The organism is Nocardia sp. 852002-20019_SCH5090214, from assembly GCF_001665865.1.
GTDB lineage: Bacteria > Actinomycetota > Actinomycetes > Mycobacteriales > Mycobacteriaceae > Nocardia > Nocardia nova.
The window spans coordinates 52,693-74,283 of the sequence record NZ_LZMK01000037.1 but is presented as its reverse complement, the minus strand read 5'-3'; the positions used below and the strand labels follow the sequence as shown (position 1 = coordinate 74,283).

The window sequence follows — 21,591 nt, the reverse complement described above, 5'->3', positions numbered from 1 at the left end:
CGGTCCTCGTGCCCGACTATTCCTACAATCCCTATGCGGCGTTGCCGCAGCTGCCCGAGTTCACCCTCACCTCCACCGATGTCACCGACGGACAGCCGCTGGGTAACGAACAGGTCAGCGGGGTGTTCGGGGCGGGCGGCAGAGATATCTCGCCGCAGTTGTCGTGGAGCGGATTCCCGGCCGAGACCAAGAGTTTCGCGGTCACCATGTACGACCCGGACGCACCGACCGGCTCCGGCTTCTGGCACTGGGCCGTCGCCGACATCCCGGCGTCGGTGACCTCGCTGGAATCGGGTGCGGGCAGCGCCGGAGAGGGCAGCGAAGGCGGCGCCCTGCCGAGCGGGGCGATCCAGTTGCGCAACGACGGCGGCTTCGCCGGATTCGTCGGCGCCGGTCCGCCGCCCGGACACGGCTACCACCGCTACTTCATCGTGGTGCACGCCGTGGACGTCGAATCGCTGGGCGTCGGCGCGGACGCGACCCCGGCCTATCTGGGTTTCAATCTGTTCTCCCACGCCATCGCGCGTGCGACGCTCGTCGGCACCTACGAACAGAAGTAGTCCCGACGCGAAACAGACTGTGTCCGAACCGATTCGACTAGAGGTTGTGCACTCCCTCGGGGACCGGATCGGTGTAGAGCTCGGCGATGTCGGCCGCGTACTCGGCGGCGATCGGCGAGCGCTTCAACTTCAGCGTGGGAGTGAGTTCCACGCCGCCGGGTTCCCAGGCCCGCGCCAGGATGCGGAAACGCTTGATCTGCTCCACCCGCGACAGCTTGGCGTTACCGGCGACGATCGCGGCGCGCACCTCCTCGAGGATCTGCGGATGGGCGGCGAGGGCGTCGAGATCGGCGTCGGGGATGCCCAGCGCCTTCGCGCGCACGGCGGCGGTGTCGGGGTCGAGCACGACCAGCGCGGCGATGTACGGGCGGGAGTCGCCGATGGCGACGATCTGGCCGATCAGCGACGAGGCGGCCTTCACCGAATTCTCGATGTTGGTGGGGGAGATGTTCTTTCCCGCCTCGGTGATGATCAATTCCTTCTTGCGGTCCACGATGGTGACATAGCCGTCGCCGTCGATGGTCGCGATATCGCCGGTGTGCAGCCAGCCGTCGGAATCGATGGCCTCACTGGTCTTCTCGGGCATCTTGCGGTAGCCGTGGCTGACGATGCCGCCGCGGATGAGCAGTTCGCCGTCGCTGTCGAGGCGGATCTCCACCCCGTCGACGGCCCGGCCCACCGAACCGGGTCGCGGCTTCTCGAGTTCGGTGAAGGTGCCGACGCCGGTGGTCTCCGACATGCCCCACACCTCGCTGACCGTGAAGCCCAGCCCGAGCAGGAATTCCAGCGTCTCGGGCGGGATCGCGGCCGCGCCCGAGGAGGCGACCTTCAACTCGTCCAGGCCGAGGGTGGCGCGCAACTTCGACAACACCAGCGCATCGGCGAGTTTGTGCTGGACGGCCAGCAGCGGGCCGCCGTTGCCGCCGGCCAATCGCGCCCGGGCGGTGGCCACGCCGACGCCGATCGCCCACTGCGCCAGCGCCTTCTTGACCGCGCTGGATTCGGTGGCGATCGCCGCGTCGACACCGGCCTTGATCTTCTGCCACACCCGCGGCACGCCGAAGAAGAAGGTCGGCCGGGCATCGGGCAGGGCGGCGGCGATCTCGCGCGGATCCGGCACGCAGGTGATGGTGACGCCGGTGAACAGGTTCAGGCAGTGTCCGGAGATGCGGTCGGCGACATGGGCGGCCGGCAGGTACGACACCGCCCGCGCTTCGATATCGGCGACGAGGGCGCCGTTGGTGAGCGCGACGATCTGGGCGACGACATTGGCGTGGGTGATCTCCACGCCCTTCGACGGCCCGGTAGTGCCGGAGGTGTAGATCAGGGTGGCCAGATCGTCGGGCCGCACCGCCTGCCAGGCGGCGTCGAAATCGAAATCCTCGGCCGGATCGTTCTCGACCTGATCGAGGGTCAGCCCGCCCTCGGGTGCGGCGCCGTCGACGACGATCACATGCTCGAGTTTCACCCCGGAGCCGGTGATCGGCGCCAGGAACGCCTGTTCGGTGACGACCACGCCGTTCTCGGCGTTGCCGAACACGTGCGCGATCTGTTCGGGAGAGCTGGTGTTGTACACCGAGAACGGGGTGGCGCCCAGATGCAGGATCGCGGTGTCGACCAGATTGAACTCCGGCCGGTTGGTGAGCATGATCCCGACCGTGTCACCGTGCGCGACACCGAGTTTCGCCAGCCCGGCCGCGATCGCGCGCACCCGGCGCGCGTAGTCGGCCCAGGTGATCTGCTGGGTACCGCCGACGGTCCGCAACGCGACCTGATTCGGGCGTAGTGTCGCCGTCTGCTGGAAGGCCTCGGGCACGGTGCGGACCGTGGCGCCGGTGTGGTGGGTGTAGCCGATCTCTGCTGTGGTCATATCCCTTGTTCCCGGTCGGTGCACGAACATCACGTCGGGGACGTGATGCGGATCACCCATCCTAAACGTGAAATCGGACATTCGGGGGGCTGTTCCGGCCGGTAGCAACCGGCTCCGCGCACCGGAAACCGGCCGCAGCAGAGGGATCGGCGAGCGGGTGGGGCCGGCCGCGCTCAGGCGCGGGCGGTGTGGGCGGCGCCCACGGCCTCTGCGAGGCTGCGGTATCCGTCCGCGCGCAGGCGCGCGGCGATGCCGCGGTGCACCGAGCGTGTCCAGAACAGCCCGCCGTAGATGAACCCGGTGTAGCCCTGCAGCAGCGAGGCTCCCGCGAGAATGCGCTCGTAGGCCTGATCGGCGTTCTCGATGCCGCCGACCGAGATCAGTACCAGCCGGTCTCCGACGCGGGCGTAGAGGCGGCGCAGCACCTCGAGCGAGCGGCCGGCGACCGGCGGTCCGGACAACCCACCCGCGCCCATCGCGGCGACCTCGGCGGCCGGAGTGGCCAGTCCGTCGCGGCGAATGGTGGTGTTGGTGGCCACGATTCCGGCGAGCCCGAGTTCGACGGCCAGGTCGGCGACCGCGTCGATGTCCTCGTCGGACAGGTCGGGGGCGATCTTGACCAGGACCGGTTTGGGTTCGGCGCCGGCCGCGACGCTGTCGAGCACCGCGCGCAGCAGCGGGCGCAGTGATTCCACGGCCTGCAGATCGCGCAGCCCCGGGGTGTTGGGTGAGCTGACGTTGACCACGACGAAGTCCGCGAGCGGGCCCAGCAGCCGCGCGCTGAGCGCGTAGTCCTCGGCGGCGTGTTCGGGCTCCACGACCTTGGTCTTGCCGATGTTGGCGCCGATCGGCACGCCACCGCTCCGGCGTGCGGCCAGCCGTCCCGCGGCTGCGGCGGCCCCGTGATTGTTGAAGCCCATCCGGTTGATCAGCGCGTGGTCGGCAGGCAACCGGAACAGTCGCGGCGCCGGATTACCCGGCTGCGCCTGCGCGGTGACGGTGCCGATCTCGGCGAACCCGAAACCCAGTGCACCCCAAGCGTTCACACCGGCGGCGTTCTTGTCGAACCCGGCCGCCAACCCGAGCGGCGCCGGGAAGTGGACGCCGAAGACGGTGGTGGAGAGGATCGGATCGCCGGCCGCGGTGAGTTTTCGGGCCAGCCATCGTGTGGGCGGGAAAGCGGTCGTGAGCCGGATGACGGTGAACACGAGGTGATGGATACGCTCGGGCGGCACCAGGAACAGCAACCGCAGGAATAAGGAATACATCCCTCACATCCCCGTTTCGGTCACGGGGAAGCTGGTTTTGCGCCGCCGCAACAACACTCGCCGGCTGCCGTCGGTGTAGGCGCGTACTCGCGAGAGCTCCCAGCCGCCGAATTCGGCCTGGATGGCCAGGCGCATGGACGCGGTGACCCGATTCACGTCCGGGGGTAGTCGTAGCGGCACGTACTCGTATTCTCCTTCTTCGCTGGTCTCCTCCCATCCCGCGGGAATCGACCGTCTGCGCCGGTCGTGGTGTGCGGCGCCGGACGCCGACTCGTATCGAGGCGCTCGAGCCATCACTGACCTCTCTTCCTCTGGTCCGCGCCGATGCGTTGCAGACCGTCTCCGGTTGCCGACCCGACGAACATGTCGCCGGTGCGGCTGTCGATCGTCAGCGAATTGGGCTGGCGCACCGTTGCGAAGCGACCCACTTCTTCCGGTATACCGGTCGACAGATCGAAACCGACCACCTCGTTGCTTCCGCTGAGCGTGAGCCACACGGTGTCGGACCGTTCATCGTAGGCCAGGGCGTAGGGGGAGGGCCCGACCGGGAAGCGCTGGCGCAGCAGCAGCGGATCGGTCGTGTAGACCAGCAGGGCTCCGCCGGAGGTATCGGTGGCCAGCAGGCGGCCGTAATGGTCGCTGATCACATGGGTGGCGCCCAGGCCCGCGCGCAGGGCCAGCCCCGCGCGGTCGCGATCGAGGTCGAGTTCGGTGAGAGTGGTCTGGTCCAGATCCAGCGTGGCGACCGCGTTCGCCGTGGCGGCCACCGCGTCGACGGTGCCCAGGCCGCTGATGGTCTTGTTCGGATGTCCGTCCGCGTCGAGGATCTGCACGCGGCCACCGTCGAGTCCGGCCACCAGACGGCCGTCCCCGCGCCGCGCAATCGCGCGCACGTCGCCGTCGACGGGCACCGGGCGAATCGCGGCGGTGGCGATATCGACGCGCAACACCTCCCGCCCGGCCGCGACGAGCACCTCGCCCGGGGCGCCGAGGGCGAGGCCGGTGGCCTGCGCGGGCAGGGTGAGCGCCCGCGCGGCCGCGGGATTCGCGGGGTCGACCAGGCGTAACCCGAGGCCGTTGGGGTCGAGGGCGACCACCCGGCCGGTGGCGGGTTCGGCGAGCAGTGTCGCGACCGGCCCGAAGGCGGTGACGGCTCCGGCGGGCGTGGCGGTCGCCGCCGGCGCGGCGGCGGCGCGTCCGGGAGCACCGGCCGCGGGGGCAGTGGTGTCGTCGCTGTGGGAGGAACAGCCCGCGACGAGCACGACGGCGCCGGCGGCCGCGAGGACGGCACCCAGTGCCGACCGATAACCCCGCATGCTCCGAACTCCTTCGTGTGACTCATGCGTACTGTTTCATCTGACCATGATCGGACACGCGGCCCGGTCACCGGGGTGGTTCCGGCGTGGCACGCGCCTCACCCGTTACCGTGGATACCTCATATCGGACGTCGAACCAGGGGAGTCTCGGTTGGAAACAGACCGCACGTCTGAATTCACACTTGAAGATTTAACCGTTGGTCCGTTCGCCCACGGGTTCGGCCGAACGGCCGAGGGGCAGCCGTTCGCCTTCCGCACGGTGCGTTCCACCCTCACCCTCGAGATCTACCGCGCCGACACCCCCACCGACGTGCCCGGCCCCGAGGATGTGGTGGCCGTGGTCGAGGCCGCCGTCACCGATATCGACCTCGACGACGCCCGCAGCGTGCGCGCCCTGGTGCGTGATCTGGTGCCGACCGCCGTGCCGGTCCCGGCGCAGCGCGGGGCGACCACGACGGTGCGCGCGTTGCTGAACCGGTTGAGCGCGGTCATCGAGGGCCGCTGATCACACGTGCCAGACTGTAGGAACCACCGGTTACTTTCGACACATTCGAGGACGTAATGGCATTGCGACGCACGGTCCACGGCGCATTCGGAATCACGATGCTCGCGCTGGTGATCGCCGCCTGCGACAGCGGTCCCGACGAGGCTTCGGTGGCGGCGGCGCGCTCGTCGGCCTACGCCGCGCTCACCTCCTCCTCGGAGGCGGCCGCCGTCAGCAGCGCCAACCGGCCGCCGTTGCCGACCGCCGCACAGCTGGATTCACAGATCAAACGCGCACTGGATCCCTCGCTGCCCGACAGTGAACGCACCGACCTGATCGAGGACGGCGCCGCGTTCAAGGACGCCATTCCCGACATGTACAAGGCGCTGCACGACAATCCGCGCGCCGTCTACGGCGTGGTCGATCCGGTATTCGACAACCACGACGGCACCCTCACCGCCACGATGCGGCTGGACAAGGACGGCAGCGGCGAGAACGTGCGCACCACCATCGTGCATTTCGTCGATATCGACGGGAAGTGGAAGATCTCGCGCAACGATCTGTGCGGGATCCTGCGTTCGGCCGACTACCGCACCGCGGCCTGCGGCTGACCCCCGGCATGCTCGAGGGGTTTCTGCTGCGCTGGGGTCGATTCGTTCATCGCCATCGCTACCTGGTGTTCGCGATCTTCGTGCTGATCGTGGCCGTCTCGGGGTTCTACGGCCGTGATCTGGGCTCCCGGCTGACCCAGGGCGGGTGGTTCGACGAACACAGCGAATCGGTGGTCGCCTCCAAACTCGCCGACCAGACCTTCGGCCGCGACACCGATGCCGACGTGATCGTGCTCTACACCGCACCACCCGGCCACACCGTCGACGATCCGCCGATCCGCACGGCGATCGCCTCGGCCCTGAAGGATCTGCACGACCGGTATCCGGACCGGATCAAGAAGATCGACAGCTACTTCGACGGCTCGATGATGGGGCAGTTCGCCGACGCCTCCCGCACCCACGCCTTCGCCAGCATCGGCCTGCACGGCTCCGACACCGCCACCGTCGACAACTACCTCGCCATCCAAAAGGATTTGGGCGCAGGCGGTTCCGGGCGCGGACCGGGCGGCACGACGGTACAGCTGGCGGGTCTGCAACCGGTGGTCGAGGGCATAAACATCGGGATGCAGGACGATATCCACCGCGCCGAGCTGATCGCGCTGCCGGTGGTGGCCGTGCTGCTGTATTTCGTGTTCGGCGGCGTGGTCGGCGCGCTGCTGCCGGTACTCATCGGCGGGATGACGATCCTGGGCAGTCAGGGCATGATGCGCCTGCTCACCGACCACATCGACGTCAACGTCTTCGCCAGCGCCGTGGTCACCCTGGTGAGCCTGGGGCTGGCGATCGACTACGGCCTGTTCGCGGTGACGCGGTTCCGGGAGGAGCTGGCGGCCGGGCGCAGTGTGGAGGAGGCGACCGCGCGCACGGTCGCCACGGCCGGGCGCACGGTGCTGTTCTCCGCCGCGATCATCGCGGTGAGCCTGGCGGCGCTGTTCATCTACCCGAACGGGGTGCTGCGCTCGGTGCCCTACGGCGGCATCAGTTCGGTACTGCTGGCGGCGCTGCTGTCGGTGACCGCGCTGCCGGCGGCGCTGAGTATCGTCGGGCGGCGCATCGATCTGTGGGGCTGGCACCGGTTCGCCGGGATCCGCAGCGCCCAGGAGATCGACAACGGGTTCTTCTCCAAGCTGGCCCTGTTCGCGATGCGTCATCCCGCGCGGGTGATCGTGCCGGTGGTGGCCGGACTGCTCTTCCTGCTGATCCCGTTCCGCAACATCGAATTCGGCGGCCTGTCGGAGCGATACCTGGCCGCCGACAACCCGGCCCGCGTGGCACAGGAGAAATTCGACGCGCTGTTTCCCGAATTCCGCACGGAGCCACTGAAATTGGTGGTCGTGGGGGCGGATCCGCAGCAGTTGTCCGATATCCGGTTCCAAGCCAATTTCGCACCGGGGCTGACGGGACCGTTCGAGGCGGCGGCGCCGACGACCAACGGGATCAATGTGCTGTCCACCGGTCTGGTGCACAAGACCGACGCCGACGCCGCCATCGCGGCGCTGCGTGCGATTCCGCATCCGTCCGGGGTGCAGGTGATGGTGGCCGGGGTGCCGGCCCTGGAACGCGACGCCATTCACGGCCTCATCGACGGATTACCCTTGCTGGCAACGATTCTGGCGACCGCGGCCCTGGTGCTGATGTACATCGCCTTCCGCTCGATCGTGCTGGCGTTGAAGGCCGTGCTGATGAGCGCGCTGAGTCTCGGTGCCGCACTGGGCATTCTGACGTGGTTGTTCGTCGAAGGGCACGGCGCGGGCCTGCTCGGCTTCACCCCGGGGCCGCTGATGTTCGCGGTGCTGGTGCTGATCGTGACGGTGCTGTTCGGATTGTCCACCGACTATGAAGTGTTCCTGCAATCGCGCATGGCCGAGGCACGGGCGGGCGGGGCGCCGCCGGCGGAGGCGATCCGCTACGGCATCGCCCACACCGGCGGGGTGATCACCTCGGCGGCGGCGATTCTGATCGTGGTGACCGGTGCGTTCGGCTTCTCCGATCTGGTGCTGATGAAATACATCGCCTACGGCATGATCGCGGCCCTGATCCTGGATGCCACGGTGATCCGCATGCTGCTGACCCCCGCGGTGCTGAAATTGGTGTGGCGGTGAGCCTTCCGCAGGCAACAGCGGGCCGGGACGGATGCGCGGTGTCAGCGCTCCCGTTCCAACTGCGCCAGCCGGGTGAGCGCGGGTAGGGCGGCCGCCAAGGCCCGGCGCTGCGCGAGGCTCAGTTCGCCGATCAGCGGAACCAGATAGCGCACCCGGTCGTCGTGGCGGCTGCGCCGGATCTGCCGGCCGGCCTCGGTGAGGTGCACGAGCACGGCCCGCCCGTCACCGGGGTCGCGGCGACGCAGCACCAGGCCGTCGCGCTCCAGGCGCGCGACGAGTTGCGTGATGCCCGGCTGGGTCATCTGTTCGGTATCGGTCAGCTCCGTCAGTCGCATCGGGCCCCGCTGCGCCAGGGTGTCGAGCACCGACAGCGTGGTGAACGGCAGCTTCTCCCGGACCGGTATGCGGATGTAGACGCGGTTGAAGTCCTCGATCACCGCGGCGAACCCGTCCACGTCGAAATCATCGATGTCGTCCACACGAGCAACTATATCCGGAACTTATACAAGTTGCTTAAATAAGTTGCTTATGTAATTGTGGCGATCACACGGCGCAGGAGGCCATATGAACGACACCACCGACGATGCCCGACCGTTCCCCTTGACTCCCACGACGATTCACGTCCCCGACGGTGTGCTCGCCGACCTGCGGCAGCGCCTGGAGCGGACCCGCCTGCCCGACGACGTGGGCAACGACGACGGGTATTACGGCGTGCCCGCCGGTTATCTGCGGGAGCTCGTCGACTACTGGCGCAGCGGATACGACTGGCGCGCAGCCGAAGCCGAGATCAACACCTTTCAGCATTACAAGGTCGACATCGACGGAGTGCCGATCCATATCATGCGCAAACCCGGAGTCGGCCCGAATCCGACACCGCTGATCCTGACGCACGGCTGGCCCTGGACGTTCTGGCACTGGTCCAAGGTCGCCGGCCCCTTGGCCGATCCGGGTGCGCACGGCGGCGACCCGGCCGAGGCGTTCGACGTGATCGTGCCGTCGTTTCCGGGCTTCGGATTCTCCAGTCCGCTGCTCGACCGCCCCGATCTGAACTTCTGGAAGGTCGCCGACCTCTGGCACACACTGATGACCGAGGTGCTGGGGTACGAGAAATACGCCGCCGCGGGTTGCGACGTCGGCGCGCTGGTCACCGCGCAGCTCGGCCACAAGTACGCCGAGGAGTTGTATGCCATCCACATCGGATCCGGGCTGAAACTGACCCTGTTCAACGGCGATCGAGCCTGGGACTTCAGCGGTGGACGGCCGATTCCCGACGACCTGCCCGCGGCGGTGCACGCACGATTCGTGGAGCTGGACAGACGTTTCGCCGTCCACCTGGCCGCGCACCTGCTCGCCCCCAGCACCCTCGCCCACGCCCTGTCGGATTCTCCGGCGGGCATGCTGGCGTGGATTCTGGAGCGGTGGAGCAAGTGGAGCGACAACGGCGGTGACGTCGAAACCGTGTTCAGCAGAGACGATCTGCTCACCCACGCCACGATCTATTGGGCCACCAACACCATCGGCACCTCGATCCGCCTCTACGCCAACAACAATCGCTATCCCTGGACGCCTTCACACGACCGCCTTCCGGTCGTTCAGGCACCCACCGGCATCACCTTCGTCGGCTACGAGAACCCGCCCGGTGTCGACACCGAGGGCCGCGTCGAGAACTTCCGCACCGGCGACCGCGCCCAGTGGTACAACCACGTCGAGCTCACCGTCCACGACCGCGGTGGCCACTTCATCCCGTGGGAGATCCCGGATCTGTGGATCGACGACCTGCGCCGCACCTTCCGCGGGCGGCGCTGACCCGGTAGCGGCGGGTCACCGGGGCGAGAACCAGAGACCGGCCGGGCTCGTCAAGGTCGTTCGCTCCGCGAACTCGCGCCGGCCCACCGATTCCTTTTCGCGGCACCCGAGGTCTACATGGTCGGCGGCGCCGAACCGGTGGGCCGCGACGAGCCGAGAAAGAGAGTTGAGTGCCGTGAGCGTTCCCGCGACCATGCGAGCCCTGCACCAGACGTCCCTGCGGGGCCCGCAGGACACGTGCCTGATCACCGACGCGCCGGTGCCGCACCCGGGCCGCGGCGAGATCCTGATCCGGGTGACCGCGGCCGGGGTCAACTTCGCCGACATCTCGAGAAGCCGGGGGACGTTCCTCGGCGGCCCGCAACCGCCGTACCCGGCCGGTTTCGAAGCCGCCGGCGAGGTCGTGGCAACGGGCGAGGGCGTATCCGAACCGCGGCCGGGAGCGCGCGTGGCCGGCGTGGGGGAAGGCGCGTTCGCCGAATACCTGGTCCTCCCGGCCGCGGCGGCCGTGCCGGTGCCGGAGGGCTGGACCGCCGAACAAGCCCTCGGCCTGACCGTCAACCTCCCTACCGCGCTCGCCGCGCTGAAACCGCTGGGCCGCCTCGTGGCCGGTGAAACCGTGCTGATCCAGGCCGCGGCGGGCGCGACCGGACAGGCCGCGGTGACTCTCGCCGAACACTTCGGGGCGACGGTCATCGCCGCCGCAGCGCCCGGCAAACACGACCTCGTGCGCGAGCTGGGCGCCGACCACGTTCTGGACTCGCGCGGCGAGAGCCTGGCCGCCGAGGTGCGGGAGCTGACCGGCGGCGCCGGCGCCGATCTGGTGCTCGAATCCGCGGGCGGTTCGGGTTTCGCGGACACCCTCGCCGCGACCAGACGAGTCACCGGCCGGGTGGTCGTCTTCGGCGCGGCCGGTGGCGATGCCACGATCAGCAATCGGCAGCTGATCTACGAACACCAGATTCAGCTCATCGGCCTCAACATCGGCGTGCTGATCCATGCGGCGCCCGAAATCTTCGGCGCGGTCATGGCGGAGTTGTTCGCCCTCGTCGCCGCCGGCGTGGTCGAACCGGCCCGGCCCACGGTCTACGACTTGGCCGAGGGCCCGAAGGTGCTGGCCGAACTGGAGGCTCGCGCAACCGTCGGCAAACTGGCGCTGCGGCCGTGATCACGGCTCCTACACTCGGCGATATGACCGCGCATGCGCGCACGGCCGACCGGGACCGGTTCGCCGCCGACTCCGGGCGCTACCGCCGGGAGTTGCTGGCGCACTGCTATCGCATGGCCGGTTCGGCACAGGATGCCGAGGATCTGGTGCAGGAGACCTACCTTCGGGCCTGGCGTTCCTACGCCGGGTTCGAGGGCCGGGCGTCAATGCGGTCGTGGCTGTACACGATCGCTACCAATGTCTGCCTCACCGCGAGGACCTCGCATCACACGCGGGTACTGCCCTCGGGACTCGGCGGTCCGGACAACGAGTCGGGCAGCCCACCGAGATATGTTGCGGCAGGCGAGGTTTCATGGCTGGAACCGCTTCCGGACGGCTGGATCGCGACGGCCGACGATCCGGAAGCGGTGGTGGTCGCGCGCGAATCGCTGCGGCTGGCGCTGGTCGCGAGTCTGCAGCACCTGCCCGCACGCCAGCGTGCCATCCTCCTGCTGCGCGAGGTGCTGGCTTTTTCCGCGGCCGAGACCGCGGAGATTCTCGGAACCACGACGGCGGCGGTGAAAAGCGGACTGCAACGCGCCCGCGCCCGCCTCGACGAACTGGACCCGGCACCCGAGAAACTACTGGAACCCACCGACCGGCGCGCACGGGCGCTGCTCGACGGCTACATCGCGGCCTTCGAACGGTCCGACGCCGCGCTGCTGGAACAGGTGCTGCGCACCGATGCCACGCTGGCGGCGACCCCGTTCCGCGACTGGCAGGCCGGGCGGGCGCACTGCCTCCGCATGCTCGACACCTACGTGCTGGGTGTGCCCGGCCAGTGGCGGATGGTCGCCACCACCGCCAACGGACAGCCCGCCGCCGTCGTCTATCACCGGGCCGCGGACGGCCTGCTGCGTGCGGACGGGATCGTGGTGCTGGCGGCGACCCCCAGCGGAGTATCGCGGGTGGTGAAGTTCCACGATCCGGCGCTGGTCGCACTGTTCGGCCACCCGGACGTGCTCGCGGACTGAACGGGGGTTCAGCGTCGCACGGGCAGGACCAGCTGGGCGCCGGTGACGGGGTGGTCGATGACCTCGACGGGGTGACGGTAGACGCGGGTCAGCAGGTCGGTGGTGAGGATCTCGCGCGGGTGGCCGACAGCGGCGAGGCGGCCCGCGTCGAGCACGGCGACGCGGTCGGCGTAGGCGGCGGCCAGGCCCAGATCGTGCAGTACGACCACGACCGCCGCGCCCTCGCCGGCGCGGGCCGCGGCCAGACGCAGCACCTGTTCCTGATGGCCGAGATCCAATGCGGCGGTGGGCTCGTCGAGCAGCAACGTCTCGGTGTCCTGAGCCAGCACCCGGGCGAGTGCCGCGCGGGCACGCTCACCACCGGAAAGCGCCGGGAACGGCCGTGCGGCGAGATGTTCCATATCGGTGGCGGCCAGCGCGGCGGCGATTACCCGGTCGTCGAATTCCTGGCGCGGGGTTCGCGCCCAGGGAGAGCGGCCCATGGCGACGACCTCGCGCACCGTGAACGGGAATCCGACGGTGTGGTTCTGCGGCAGCACCGCGCGGCGGCGCGCCATATCGGTGGGAGTCCAATCGGTGACCGGTCGGCCGTCGAGTTCGACTGTGCCGCTTGCCGGTTCGAGTTCGCCCGACAGCGCGGCCAGCAGCGTCGACTTGCCCGCGCCGTTGGGACCCACCAGTGCCAGGATCTGCCCGGCGACGACGTCGATGTCGACCGATTCGAGCACCGGCCGCCCGCCGCGCGCGATATCGATGCCGCGCGCTCGCAGGGTAACCGCACCGCGCGGTGTCGGTTGCGGAAGACCGTGGGCAGGGCGAAGTGTGCGGATCAGTGCGCGCACGCGTGCCGTTCCGGCGCCGCTCATGCCCAGCCTCCCGATCGGGCGCGAGTGCGCCGCAGCAGCCAGAAGAAGAACGGCCCGCCGACCAGCGAGGTCAGCATGCCCAGGGGGAGATCGGCGTTGTGGACCAGGGTCCGGGCCCCGATGTCGGCGGCCAGTAGCACCACCGCGCCGAGGATCGCCGACAGCGGGATCAGCACCCGGTGCGCGGGACCGACGAGCATGCGCACCACGTGCGGGACGATCAATCCGACGAACAGGATGATGCCGGTGAAGGCCACCCCGGCGGTGGCGAGGATCGCGACGACGACGATCACGTTGCGCCGCAAGCGTTCCACGTCGACACCGAGGTGCCGCGCCGCCGATTCGCCGAGGGCGAGCAGATCCAGGCGCGGCGCCATCACGACCGCCGCCGCCACACCCAGCGCGGCCAGCGGCGCCACCACGGCCACCGCCTGCCAGGTGGCGCCGTTCAGGCTGCCCATCTGCCAGAAGACGATCTGATCGCGCGCCGCGGGGGAGGCGGTGAACAGCAGAAACGACATCAGACCGCCGGCGAAGGCGTTGACCGCGACACCGGTCAGCACCAGCGTGACGGTTTCGGTGCGCCCGCCCGAACGCGACAGCAGATACACCGCGAGTGTGGTCCCCAGTCCGGCGACGAACGCGCCTCCGGCGACCGACCAGGCCGCCACGAACGCGCCACCGACCACGATCACCACACCCGCCCCGACGGCCGCGCCCGCGGACACACCGATCACGCCGGGTTCGGCCAGAGGATTGGCGAACACACCCTGCAGCAGCGCTCCGGCGGTCGCCAGCGCAGCCCCGACCAGCATCGCCAGCACCACCCGCGGGAACCGGACCTCCCACAGCGTGACCTCACCGGCGGGGTGGTGCGGCATCGGCCCCCAGTCGAGCCCGATCCGGTGCAGCACACTGCCGGCCACCTCGAGCGGGGTCGTGGGGACCTGCCCCACAGCGGCCGAGATCAGCGCCAGGATCACCAGCAGTGCGATCGACATCGCGAAGACGACGGTGATGCGGGACCAGCGGCGCGGTGTGCGCGGACCGACGACGGCGTCGCCCGGAGCGGAAGGGTCCGAGTTGGACCTCGGATGCGGTTCTGCCCGCTGCGTGCCGGAAGCCGCACCGCCACCGGTCCCGGCCGAAGGTGCGACCGTCGACCGTTCGGCGCTCCGGCCGCTGAGCGCATCGGGCCCGGAAGTGCCTGCGCCCGCACCGTTCTCCGGCTCGGATGCGCCGTTCGCGCTCGACTCGGCACCCGACAGGTCCGAGATATGTTGCGCAGCAACGGATCCAGCAGAAGGTGCCACATTCGGTCCGGACGGTCGCAGACCGGGATCGGCGGCCGAGTCCTCACCGGGCGAATCGCCGGGACTCATGCGGGCTGGGTGCCGTAGACGGCCTTCGACAGCGCTTCGAGCACATGCCCGGTTTCGGGTCCGAAGCTGAGCAGCACCGCATCGGACATGTCGACGACGCGGTGATCGCGCCCGGCCGGCGTCTGGGCGACCCCGGGCACCTTCTCCAGGCCGTCGACGCCGCCGACCGATTTCAGCCCGTCCGACATCACCAGCAGCACGTCCGGTGCGGCGCTGATCATCGCCTCGCTGGTGATGGTGGTGAACGGCTCGGTCAGTCCCGCCGCGGTTCCGGCGTCGACGCCGCCCAGTGCCGTCACCAGCGAATCGGCGCCCGAGCCGGGCCCGGCGAGCATGGTGATCGCGGTGCTGCGCAGGTAGACGAATCCGATCTTCAACGGCGGCTGGCGTTTCGGCATCGCGGCGGTGGCCGCGGCGATCTCGGCGTGCGTGCGCTCGGCCAGCTTCACTCCTTGATCGTGGACGCCCAAGGCGTCGGCGACCGACCGGATCTGCGGGCCGACACCGTCGATGGTGCGCTGCGGGTCGAAGTACACGACCGTGATGCCGAGCGCGCGCAGCTGATCACGCATGGTGGGGGTGGCGCTGGTGGTGTCGGTGAGAAACACCGTGGGCCGTTGCGCGGCAACGGCTTCGATGTTGATGCTGCCGTTGCCGCCCGCCACGTTGGGCACGTCGCGCACCGCGGGGAAGGCCGCCGAGGTCGAGCGGCCCACCAGTTTGGAGCCCAGGCCCAGCGCCCACACGGTCTGGGCCAGGGTGCCGTAGCGGTCCACGGCCACGATCCGGTCCGCGGAGGTGACGGTGACCTCGGCGCCGTCGAACGAGCGCACGGTGACCGGTAGCGCGGGTACCGGCTCGGGGCCGATCGGCGTCGGATCCGGATTCGCCAGCGTCGCGGTGGTCGCGCCCTGCTGCTCGCCCGAGGCGCCGCTGCCCCCGCACGCGGTGGTGACTCCGGCGAGCAGCACGACCGCGAGCACCGTGAGCAGCCACCGGGTGCCGCCCCGGGCCGGCCGCTGCCGTCCACCCGGCTCGGTCGATGCCGAACGGTTCCGTGCGGTCGTCGCGAACCTCAGCGCCGGCGCGCCCGGCTCGGTGGGCCCCGCCGGTGCGGCGGAGGCGATGCGGGCCGATCGGACGTCGAGACACCTCATGTAGGCAAGCCTAAGTGGTCGCGCGGACCGGTTGTCACCGCCCTGTGCGCGCACGTCCCGCCGGCCCGGCCGCTCAGATACCGCTGACGTCGTCGAGAGCGGCCGCGATCGCCCGCGGAAGTTCCAGCGTTTCCGCGGCGAGAACGCCGGTGAGCTGACCGATATCGCGGGCGCCGACGATCATCGACGCGACGCCCGGCCGGTCGCGCAGCCAGGCCGCCGCCACTGCCAGGGGCGAGGTGCCCAGCCCGTCGGCCGCGGTGACCACCGCGTCCACCACCCGGGTGGCGTGTTCGTCGAGACGTTCGCGGATTTCGGCTGCGGTCGCCTCGTCGGCGCCACGCGAGTCGGCGGGCACACCGTCGCGATATTTGCCGGTGAGGATGCCACCGGCCAGCGGTGAGGCCGCGATCAACCCGACCCCGTGGTGCCCGGCCGCCGGTAGCAGTTCGGCTTCGGCACCGCGTGCCAACAGCGAATAGGGCGACTGCGCGGCCACGATCGGGGCCGCCGAGGCCAGGGTGGCCAGCTGCCAGGCGCTCAGGCCGCGCGCCCCCGCGTAGCGCACCTTGCCCGAGCGCACGGCGTGGTCGAGGGTGGCCGCGATCTCGTCGAGCGGGGTGTGCCGGTCCCAGGCCGCCACACTCCAGATGTCGAGATAGTCGGTGCCCAGTTCGGCGAGGGTGCGGTCGAGTTGACGCATCAGGGTGCGCCGCGACGCGTCCACACTCCAGTGGATGCCGGCCGCGGGTCCGCCGTCGGGATCGGTGACCCCGGGCACCGGCACCAGGCCCGCACACCCGCTGATCACCAGATCGTCGCGCGGCACCAGCTCACCCACGAGCTCGCCGAGCATGCGTTGCGCGGCGCCGCCCTGATACACCGGCGAGGTGTCGACCAGCGTTCCGCCGGCCTCCACGAAGGCCACCAGCTGCGCCGCCGCGTCCTCGGCATCGGTTTCCCGGCCCCAGGTGTGGGTGGCCAGCCCCATCCGCGATACCCGCAGGCCACTGCGGCCCACCGCCCGCTGTTCCATCACCACACCGCCCCAGCTCTCGTCACAGTGTCCGAGCCTAGGGCCACAACCGGTCCCGGAAACGGATACCACTCGCGAACCGCCGGAAGATGCGAGGTGCACCACAGCGCCCGCCGGTGCGGGGAGGCCGGGTCACAGGCCCGGTCGCCGATTCCTCCGACAGCGAAACAGGTTGCATACCAGCGGGTTCCGCATCGCCGGGGCGGGCGGCCGAGGTCGCGGGCCGGTGACGGCGCGAGCCCGGCGGTGGTGATCGCCTAGTCTGGTCCCATGACGGTGATCCTGCTGCGGCACGGGGTGTCGACCTCCAACACCGCGCGCACGCTGGCCGGCCGCAGTCCCGGGGTCGAGCTCACCGAGCGCGGCACCGAGCAGGCACTGGCGGTGGCAGAACGTTTGGCACCGTTACCGATCGAGCACATCGCACATTCCCCGCTACTGCGCTGCACGCGCACGGTTTCGCCACTGGCCGACAAACTCGGCCTCGAACCCGAACCCGACGAGCGCCTGCTCGAGGTGGATTACGGCGAATGGACCGGCCGGCTGCTCTCGGAGCTGGTGAAGGAACCGCTGTGGAAGGTCGTGCAGCAGCACGCCTCGGGGGCGGTGTTCCCCGGTGGTGAGGGCCTGGCCCAGGTGCAGTACCGGGCGGTGGCCGCGGTGCGCGCGATCGACACCGAACTCGCCGAACGCCACGGCCGCGATGTGCTGTGGGTGGCCTGCACACACGGTGACGTGATCAAGTCGCTGCTGGCCGACGCGTTCGGCATCCATCTCGACGGGTTCCAGCGCATCGTGGTGGAACCGGCCTCCATCAGCGTCGTCCGCTACACCCCGGCCGCCCCCTACGTGTGGCGGGTCAACGACACCGGCTCCGACCTGTCGGCGCTGGCCGCGGTCGCACAACCGTCCGAGCAGCGGGCCGGGCCCGTCCCCGGCGGTGAGGTGGGCGCCGCGCCGCGGGCGGATAATGGGAATATTGCGGATCCCCCCGATTCGGGGAACGAGCGTAATCAGTGATGCAGTCGGTTTCAGGAGGTGCAGATGGCCCGAGCAATCCATGTGTTTCGCACCCCCGACCGTTTCGTCGCCGGAACCGTCGGTGAACCAGGGGATCGCGCCTTCTATCTACAGGCCGTGCAGGAACCTCGCGTGGTGAGCGTGCTGCTGGAGAAGCAGCAGGTGAAGGTGCTCGCCGACCGGATGGGTCTGCTGCTGGACGAGGTGGCGCGGCGGTTCGGCGCCACGGTGCCGCCGCAGGCCGAGGACGTCTCCGACACGGCTCCGCTCCAGATGCCGATCGACACCGAATTCCGGGTCGGGACAATGGGTTTGGGCTGGGACGCCGATGCCGGCGCGGTGGTGGTGGAACTGCTGGCCATCACCGAGACCGAGGTCGACGAATCGGTGGTCCTCGACGACACCGAGGAGGGCCCCGACGCGGTGCGGGTGTTCTTGACCCCGGAGCAGGCCCGCGAATTCGCGTTGCGGTCGGCGAAGGTGATCGCGGCCGGACGGCCGCCGTGCCCGCTGTGCGGGGAACCGCTCTCGCCCAAGGGGCACATGTGTGTGCGCACCAATGGTTACAAGCGCGGCGACATCTTCGGCGCGACCGATCTGGAGGACTGAGGACCGGTGACCACGCGCGCGGCGACCGCAGACGAGGGCGCGGCCCGCGACGGCCTCTACAGCGGTGAGTTGTCGATCATCGGGCGGGTGACCACCGCCAGCAACCTGACCCTGGTCTGTGAGATCGACCCGCCGGTCGACGGTGGCGCGGAGCCGCTGCGAGTGGTGTACAAGCCGGTGCGCGGGGAGCGTCCGCTGTGGGATTTCCCCGACGGCACGCTGGCCGGGCGCGAGGTGGCCTCGTATCTGGTGTCGGCGGCGCTGGGGTGGTCGGTGATTCCGGAGACGATTCTGCGGGAGGGTCCGCTGGGGCCCGGCATGGTGCAGCGCTGGATCGAGACCGTCGACCCGGGTGAGGCGGCACCGGAGCGCCTGGATCTGGTGGATCTGGTGCCCGCCGGTGCGGTGCCCGCCGGGTTCCGGGAAGTGCTGCGGGCGGTGGACGGCACGGGTGCGCGCGTGTCACTCGTCCATGCCGACGATCCGCGACTGCGCCGGATGGCGGTGCTGGACGTATTGCTCAACAACGCCGACCGCAAGGGCGGGCACGCCCTCGAAGGCGTCGACGGCGGTGTCTACGGGGTCGACCACGGGATCTGCCTGCACAGCGAACCGAAATTGCGCACGGTACTGTGGGGCTGGGCGGGTGAGCCGGTGGGGGAGGAACTGCTCGGTGACATCGCCGTGTTCGCCGACCGGATTGCGGGTCCGATCGGTTCGGCGCTGGCCGAGCACATCACCGGCGACGAGATCGAGGCCCTGGAGGCGCGGGCCCGCGAGCTGCTGAACGATCCGGTGCTGCCGCAACCGATCAGCTCTCGCCCCATTCCCTGGCCCGCGTTCTGAGCCGGCGCGAATCCGGGCGCGCCGATCCGCCGACGTGCGCGCCGCATTCGGTGCGCGCGGCGTACAACGGTTGACTTCGCCGCACCGCTGGCCCCGGCCGAGGTCGGATGTGGTGGCGAACACCCCGCGACGGGCCCGGTAGCCGGGGGCGGCGGGCGAGGTGCCCGCCCGGACCCTTACCCTCGAATCATGCAGTCCTGGTCCGAAATCTCCGTTCCCGCCGTCCCCGGATCCGGACCGCCGTTGCGGTTGTTCGATACCGCCGACCGGCAGGTGCGCCCGGTGTCGCCCGGCGCGACCGCCACCATGTATGTCTGCGGCATCACACCCTACGACGCCACGCATCTGGGGCACGCGGCGACCTATCTGGCCTTCGATCTGGTCAACCGGATCCTGCGCGACGGCGGCCACGAGGTGCACTACGTACAGAACATCACCGACGTCGACGATCCGCTGTTCGAGCGGGCCGAGCGCGACGGGGTGGACTGGCGCGAACTCGGCACCGGCGAGATCGAGTTGTTCCGCGAGGATATGGCGCAGCTGCGGGTGCTGCCGCCGCGCGACTACATCGGCGCGATCGAATCGGTCGGCGAGGTCGTGGAACTGGTGGACAAACTGCTGGCCGCCGGGGCGGCGTATGTGGTCGACGACGCCGAATACCGCGACATCTACTTCCGCCACGACGCCACCGAGCAGTTCGGCTACGAATCCGGCTACGACCGGGCCACGATGGATCGGCTGTTCGCCGAGCGCGGTGGCGATCCGGAGCGCCCGGGTAAGCGCGACCCGATCGACGCGCTGCTGTGGCGGGCGGCGCGGCCGGGTGAGCCGTCGTGGCCGGCGCCGTTCGGCGAGGGCCGCCCGGGCTGGCATATCGAGTGTGCGGCGATCGCGTTGAACCGGCTCGGCCCCGAATTCGACATTCAGGGTGGCGGCAGCGATCTGATCTATCCGCATCACGAGTATTCGGCCGCGCACGCCGAGGCGCTGGTGTCGCATCGGCGCTTCGCCCGGCACTACGTGCATGCCGGGTTGATCGGCTTGGACGGCGAGAAGATGTCCAAGTCGCGGGGCAATCTGGTGTTCGTGTCGAAGTTGCGGCGCGCGGGCGTGGATCCGTCGGCCATCCGGCTGGGCCTGTTCGCCGACCACTACCGCACCGATCGGCAGTGGTCGGATGCGGTGCTCGAGCAGGCGCAGCAGCGGCTCGCGCGCTGGCGGCAGGCGGCGGCGCTGGAGTCGGGTCCGGGGGCCGAGGAGACGGTCGCGCGATTGCGTCAGCACCTGGCCGATGATCTGGACACCCCGAAAGCCCTTGCCGCCGTGGACAGCTGGGTGCAGCAGGCCCTGACATACGGCGGGCCGGACACCGCGGCGCCGGGCCTGGTTCGCACGGCCGTCGATGCCCTGCTGGGCGTCACTCTCTGAACAGAGGGTGCGCGGTGCACTGGCTGCACATGCGCAACGACTGCAGGCAGTAGGCCGCCGCGGCTCGAGGCCGGACAGCTGATCCGCAGGTGCGACACCTGCGGATCAGCTGTGATCGTTTACCTCAGCGCTGAACCGATTCACCACTGCCGCCGCCTCGCGATGGGGGCGCGGAAGTGCGCGCAGCAGTTCAGGCAGCGGCCGCGGCGGCGCGTGCGTAGGTGTCCGCCAGTCCGGGCCAGCCGCCCGGCGAGCCGACCGCGTCGCGCATGGATTCCCACCCCTCGCCGTGGTTGGCGAAGTCACCGTGCACGAGAGTGACGGCGGTGTGGGTGGAATCGACAGGGGTGAAGGTGACATCGACGCGGCTGGTCAGGGCCGGGTCGGGCTGGTATTTCCAGTCCAGGGAGATGTCCCAGGAGAACGCGAAGTGGCCGGGACGGTCCCACACGAGGACGCGACCCCACGGGCATTCGGTGCCGTCGGCCTCGCGGCCGAACAACCGTCCGCCGACGCGGGGTTCGACCACCACTTCGGCCAGCGGCCCCGCGCCGATGTGGTGTTCGCGGGGCCACCAGCTGTCCATGCCGGTGGTGAAGACGTCGAAGGCGGTGTCGATGGGCGCCTCGACGGTGAGTTCGACGCGCACCTGGGTCTCGCTGGTTTGCTGTGTCATGACTGCTCCTCGAATATGGTTGTCCCGCTAATTGTTTCGATCGATTGAGGGCGTGCGGCGGCCTCGGCCCGGTCGCGAAACGACGACATCGCCGTCGTCCAGAACCGGGTGAAGTAGCCGCGCAGGGCGTCGATGCCGTTCGGATCGAGCCGGTAGATCCGGCGGGTGCCGATCGCCTCGTCGACCACCAGCCCCGCCTGTTTGAGCACCTTCAGGTGCTGGGAGACCGCCGGACGGCTGACCGGGAGTTCGGCGGCCAGCTCACCGACGGCGCAGGGTCCGCGCCCGAGTCGTTCGAAGATCGCTCGCCGGGTCGGATCCCCGAGAGCGTCGAGCGCACCATCTTGGTAAGTCCCCACGAACCGTAAGTCTA

The 21,591-nt window shown here is 69.7% G+C and carries 22 protein-coding genes; 11 read left to right on the top strand and 11 right to left on the bottom strand.

What is annotated here, in order from left to right; genetic code table 11:
* Positions 1–8: 8 nt before the first annotated feature.
* Positions 9–560 carry a YbhB/YbcL family Raf kinase inhibitor-like protein gene (locus A5780_RS04480; RefSeq protein WP_063017762.1) on the top strand — a complete coding sequence of 184 codons (552 nt, stop codon included), beginning with the start codon at positions 9–11 and terminating at the stop codon, positions 558–560.
* A 37-nt stretch (positions 561–597) separates the two neighbouring features.
* Here A5780_RS04480 and A5780_RS04475 read toward each other — a convergent pair whose 3' ends face one another.
* The 4 genes from A5780_RS04475 to A5780_RS04460 form a co-directional block, all read right to left on the bottom strand.
* Positions 598–2,430 carry a long-chain fatty acid--CoA ligase gene (locus A5780_RS04475; RefSeq protein ID WP_064907782.1) on the bottom strand — a complete coding sequence of 611 codons (1,833 nt, stop codon included), beginning with the start codon at positions 2,428–2,430 and terminating at the stop codon, positions 598–600.
* A 173-nt stretch (positions 2,431–2,603) separates the two neighbouring features.
* On the bottom strand, positions 2,604–3,698 hold the full coding sequence (locus A5780_RS04470) for a quinone-dependent dihydroorotate dehydrogenase (protein ID WP_064907781.1): 1,095 nt from the start codon (positions 3,696–3,698) through the stop codon (positions 2,604–2,606).
* Between the two features lie 3 nt (positions 3,699–3,701).
* Positions 3,702–3,992, bottom strand: a complete 291-nt coding sequence (locus tag A5780_RS04465; protein ID WP_051024622.1) for a DUF5703 family protein — start codon at positions 3,990–3,992, stop codon at positions 3,702–3,704.
* Positions 3,992–5,014 (bottom strand): YncE family protein, encoded by a 1,023-nt coding sequence (locus A5780_RS04460; protein WP_064903556.1) that lies wholly within the window; start codon positions 5,012–5,014, stop codon positions 3,992–3,994. Before A5780_RS04460 ends, A5780_RS04465 begins: the two co-directional genes overlap by 1 nt.
* A gap of 259 nt (positions 5,015–5,273) precedes the next feature.
* Between A5780_RS04460 and A5780_RS04455 the strand changes: the two genes are divergently transcribed.
* Genes A5780_RS04455 through A5780_RS04445 form a run of 3 tightly spaced genes read left to right on the top strand, consistent with a single transcriptional unit; the run spans position 5,274 to position 8,211 of the window.
* A complete protein-coding gene (locus A5780_RS04455; RefSeq protein WP_227463155.1) occupies positions 5,274–5,519 on the top strand; it encodes a hypothetical protein in 246 nt (81 codons plus the stop codon).
* A gap of 56 nt (positions 5,520–5,575) precedes the next feature.
* Positions 5,576–6,109: a hypothetical protein gene (locus tag A5780_RS04450; protein WP_030516907.1), complete on the top strand. Its 534-nt coding sequence runs from the start codon at positions 5,576–5,578 to the stop codon at positions 6,107–6,109.
* Complete coding sequence (locus A5780_RS04445; RefSeq protein WP_227463156.1) at positions 6,061–8,211, top strand: MMPL family transporter; 2,151 nt, start codon at positions 6,061–6,063, stop codon at positions 8,209–8,211. The genes A5780_RS04450 and A5780_RS04445 overlap by 49 nt, the downstream gene beginning before the upstream one ends.
* Positions 8,212–8,252: 41 nt before the next feature.
* Here A5780_RS04445 and A5780_RS04440 read toward each other — a convergent pair whose 3' ends face one another.
* On the bottom strand, positions 8,253–8,690 hold the full coding sequence (locus tag A5780_RS04440) for a MarR family winged helix-turn-helix transcriptional regulator (RefSeq protein WP_063016793.1): 438 nt from the start codon (positions 8,688–8,690) through the stop codon (positions 8,253–8,255).
* Positions 8,691–8,775: 85 nt separating this feature from the next.
* Between A5780_RS04440 and A5780_RS04435 the strand changes: the two genes are divergently transcribed.
* From A5780_RS04435 to A5780_RS04425, 3 genes are all read left to right on the top strand, one after another.
* Positions 8,776–10,017, top strand: coding sequence for an epoxide hydrolase family protein (locus tag A5780_RS04435; protein WP_064907780.1), 1,242 nt, complete (start codon positions 8,776–8,778; stop codon positions 10,015–10,017).
* Between the two features lie 175 nt (positions 10,018–10,192).
* Positions 10,193–11,185, top strand: coding sequence for a zinc-binding dehydrogenase (locus A5780_RS04430; RefSeq protein WP_064907779.1), 993 nt, complete (start codon positions 10,193–10,195; stop codon positions 11,183–11,185).
* A 23-nt stretch (positions 11,186–11,208) separates the two neighbouring features.
* On the top strand, positions 11,209–12,198 hold the full coding sequence (locus tag A5780_RS04425) for an RNA polymerase subunit sigma-70 (RefSeq protein WP_064907802.1): 990 nt from the start codon (positions 11,209–11,211) through the stop codon (positions 12,196–12,198).
* Positions 12,199–12,206: 8 nt separating this feature from the next.
* On the opposite strand, the gene A5780_RS04420 is transcribed toward A5780_RS04425, so the two are convergent.
* The 4 genes from A5780_RS04420 to A5780_RS04405 form a co-directional block, all read right to left on the bottom strand.
* Positions 12,207–13,064 carry a heme ABC transporter ATP-binding protein gene (locus tag A5780_RS04420; protein ID WP_064903563.1) on the bottom strand — a complete coding sequence of 286 codons (858 nt, stop codon included), beginning with the start codon at positions 13,062–13,064 and terminating at the stop codon, positions 12,207–12,209.
* On the bottom strand, positions 13,061–14,065 hold the full coding sequence (locus A5780_RS04415) for an iron ABC transporter permease (protein ID WP_082976284.1): 1,005 nt from the start codon (positions 14,063–14,065) through the stop codon (positions 13,061–13,063). The genes A5780_RS04420 and A5780_RS04415 overlap by 4 nt, the downstream gene beginning before the upstream one ends.
* A gap of 377 nt (positions 14,066–14,442) precedes the next feature.
* The gene (locus A5780_RS04410) at positions 14,443–15,603 is read right to left on the bottom strand and encodes a hemin ABC transporter substrate-binding protein (RefSeq protein WP_082976278.1); all 1,161 of its coding nucleotides are present in this window, start codon (positions 15,601–15,603) and stop codon (positions 14,443–14,445) included.
* A 73-nt stretch (positions 15,604–15,676) separates the two neighbouring features.
* Positions 15,677–16,639 carry an aldo/keto reductase gene (locus A5780_RS04405; RefSeq protein ID WP_063016805.1) on the bottom strand — a complete coding sequence of 321 codons (963 nt, stop codon included), beginning with the start codon at positions 16,637–16,639 and terminating at the stop codon, positions 15,677–15,679.
* Positions 16,640–16,909: 270 nt separating this feature from the next.
* On the opposite strand from A5780_RS04405, the gene A5780_RS04400 reads away from it, so the two are divergent.
* The 4 genes from A5780_RS04400 to mshC all read left to right on the top strand — a co-directional run bounded on the left by A5780_RS04400 (position 16,910) and on the right by mshC (position 20,542).
* Entirely contained in the window at positions 16,910–17,659 is a 750-nt protein-coding gene (locus A5780_RS04400; protein WP_063016787.1) for a histidine phosphatase family protein, read from the top strand.
* 24 nt (positions 17,660–17,683) lie between these two features.
* On the top strand, positions 17,684–18,268 hold the full coding sequence (locus A5780_RS04395) for a DUF3090 domain-containing protein (RefSeq protein WP_062964358.1): 585 nt from the start codon (positions 17,684–17,686) through the stop codon (positions 18,266–18,268).
* Positions 18,269–18,274: 6 nt separating this feature from the next.
* Positions 18,275–19,114 (top strand): SCO1664 family protein, encoded by an 840-nt coding sequence (locus A5780_RS04390; protein WP_064907778.1) that lies wholly within the window; start codon positions 18,275–18,277, stop codon positions 19,112–19,114.
* Positions 19,115–19,303: 189 nt separating this feature from the next.
* Positions 19,304–20,542, top strand: coding sequence for a cysteine--1-D-myo-inosityl 2-amino-2-deoxy-alpha-D-glucopyranoside ligase (gene mshC, locus A5780_RS04385; protein ID WP_063016775.1), 1,239 nt, complete (start codon positions 19,304–19,306; stop codon positions 20,540–20,542).
* 190 nt (positions 20,543–20,732) lie between these two features.
* Here mshC and A5780_RS04380 read toward each other — a convergent pair whose 3' ends face one another.
* Together A5780_RS04380 and A5780_RS04375 are read right to left on the bottom strand one after the other, a co-directional pair.
* A complete protein-coding gene (locus A5780_RS04380) occupies positions 20,733–21,218 on the bottom strand; it encodes an SRPBCC family protein (RefSeq protein ID WP_063016773.1) in 486 nt (161 codons plus the stop codon).
* Positions 21,215–21,577 carry a helix-turn-helix transcriptional regulator gene (locus tag A5780_RS04375; protein WP_064907777.1) on the bottom strand — a complete coding sequence of 121 codons (363 nt, stop codon included), beginning with the start codon at positions 21,575–21,577 and terminating at the stop codon, positions 21,215–21,217. Before A5780_RS04375 ends, A5780_RS04380 begins: the two co-directional genes overlap by 4 nt.
* Positions 21,578–21,591: the final 14 nt, after the last annotated feature.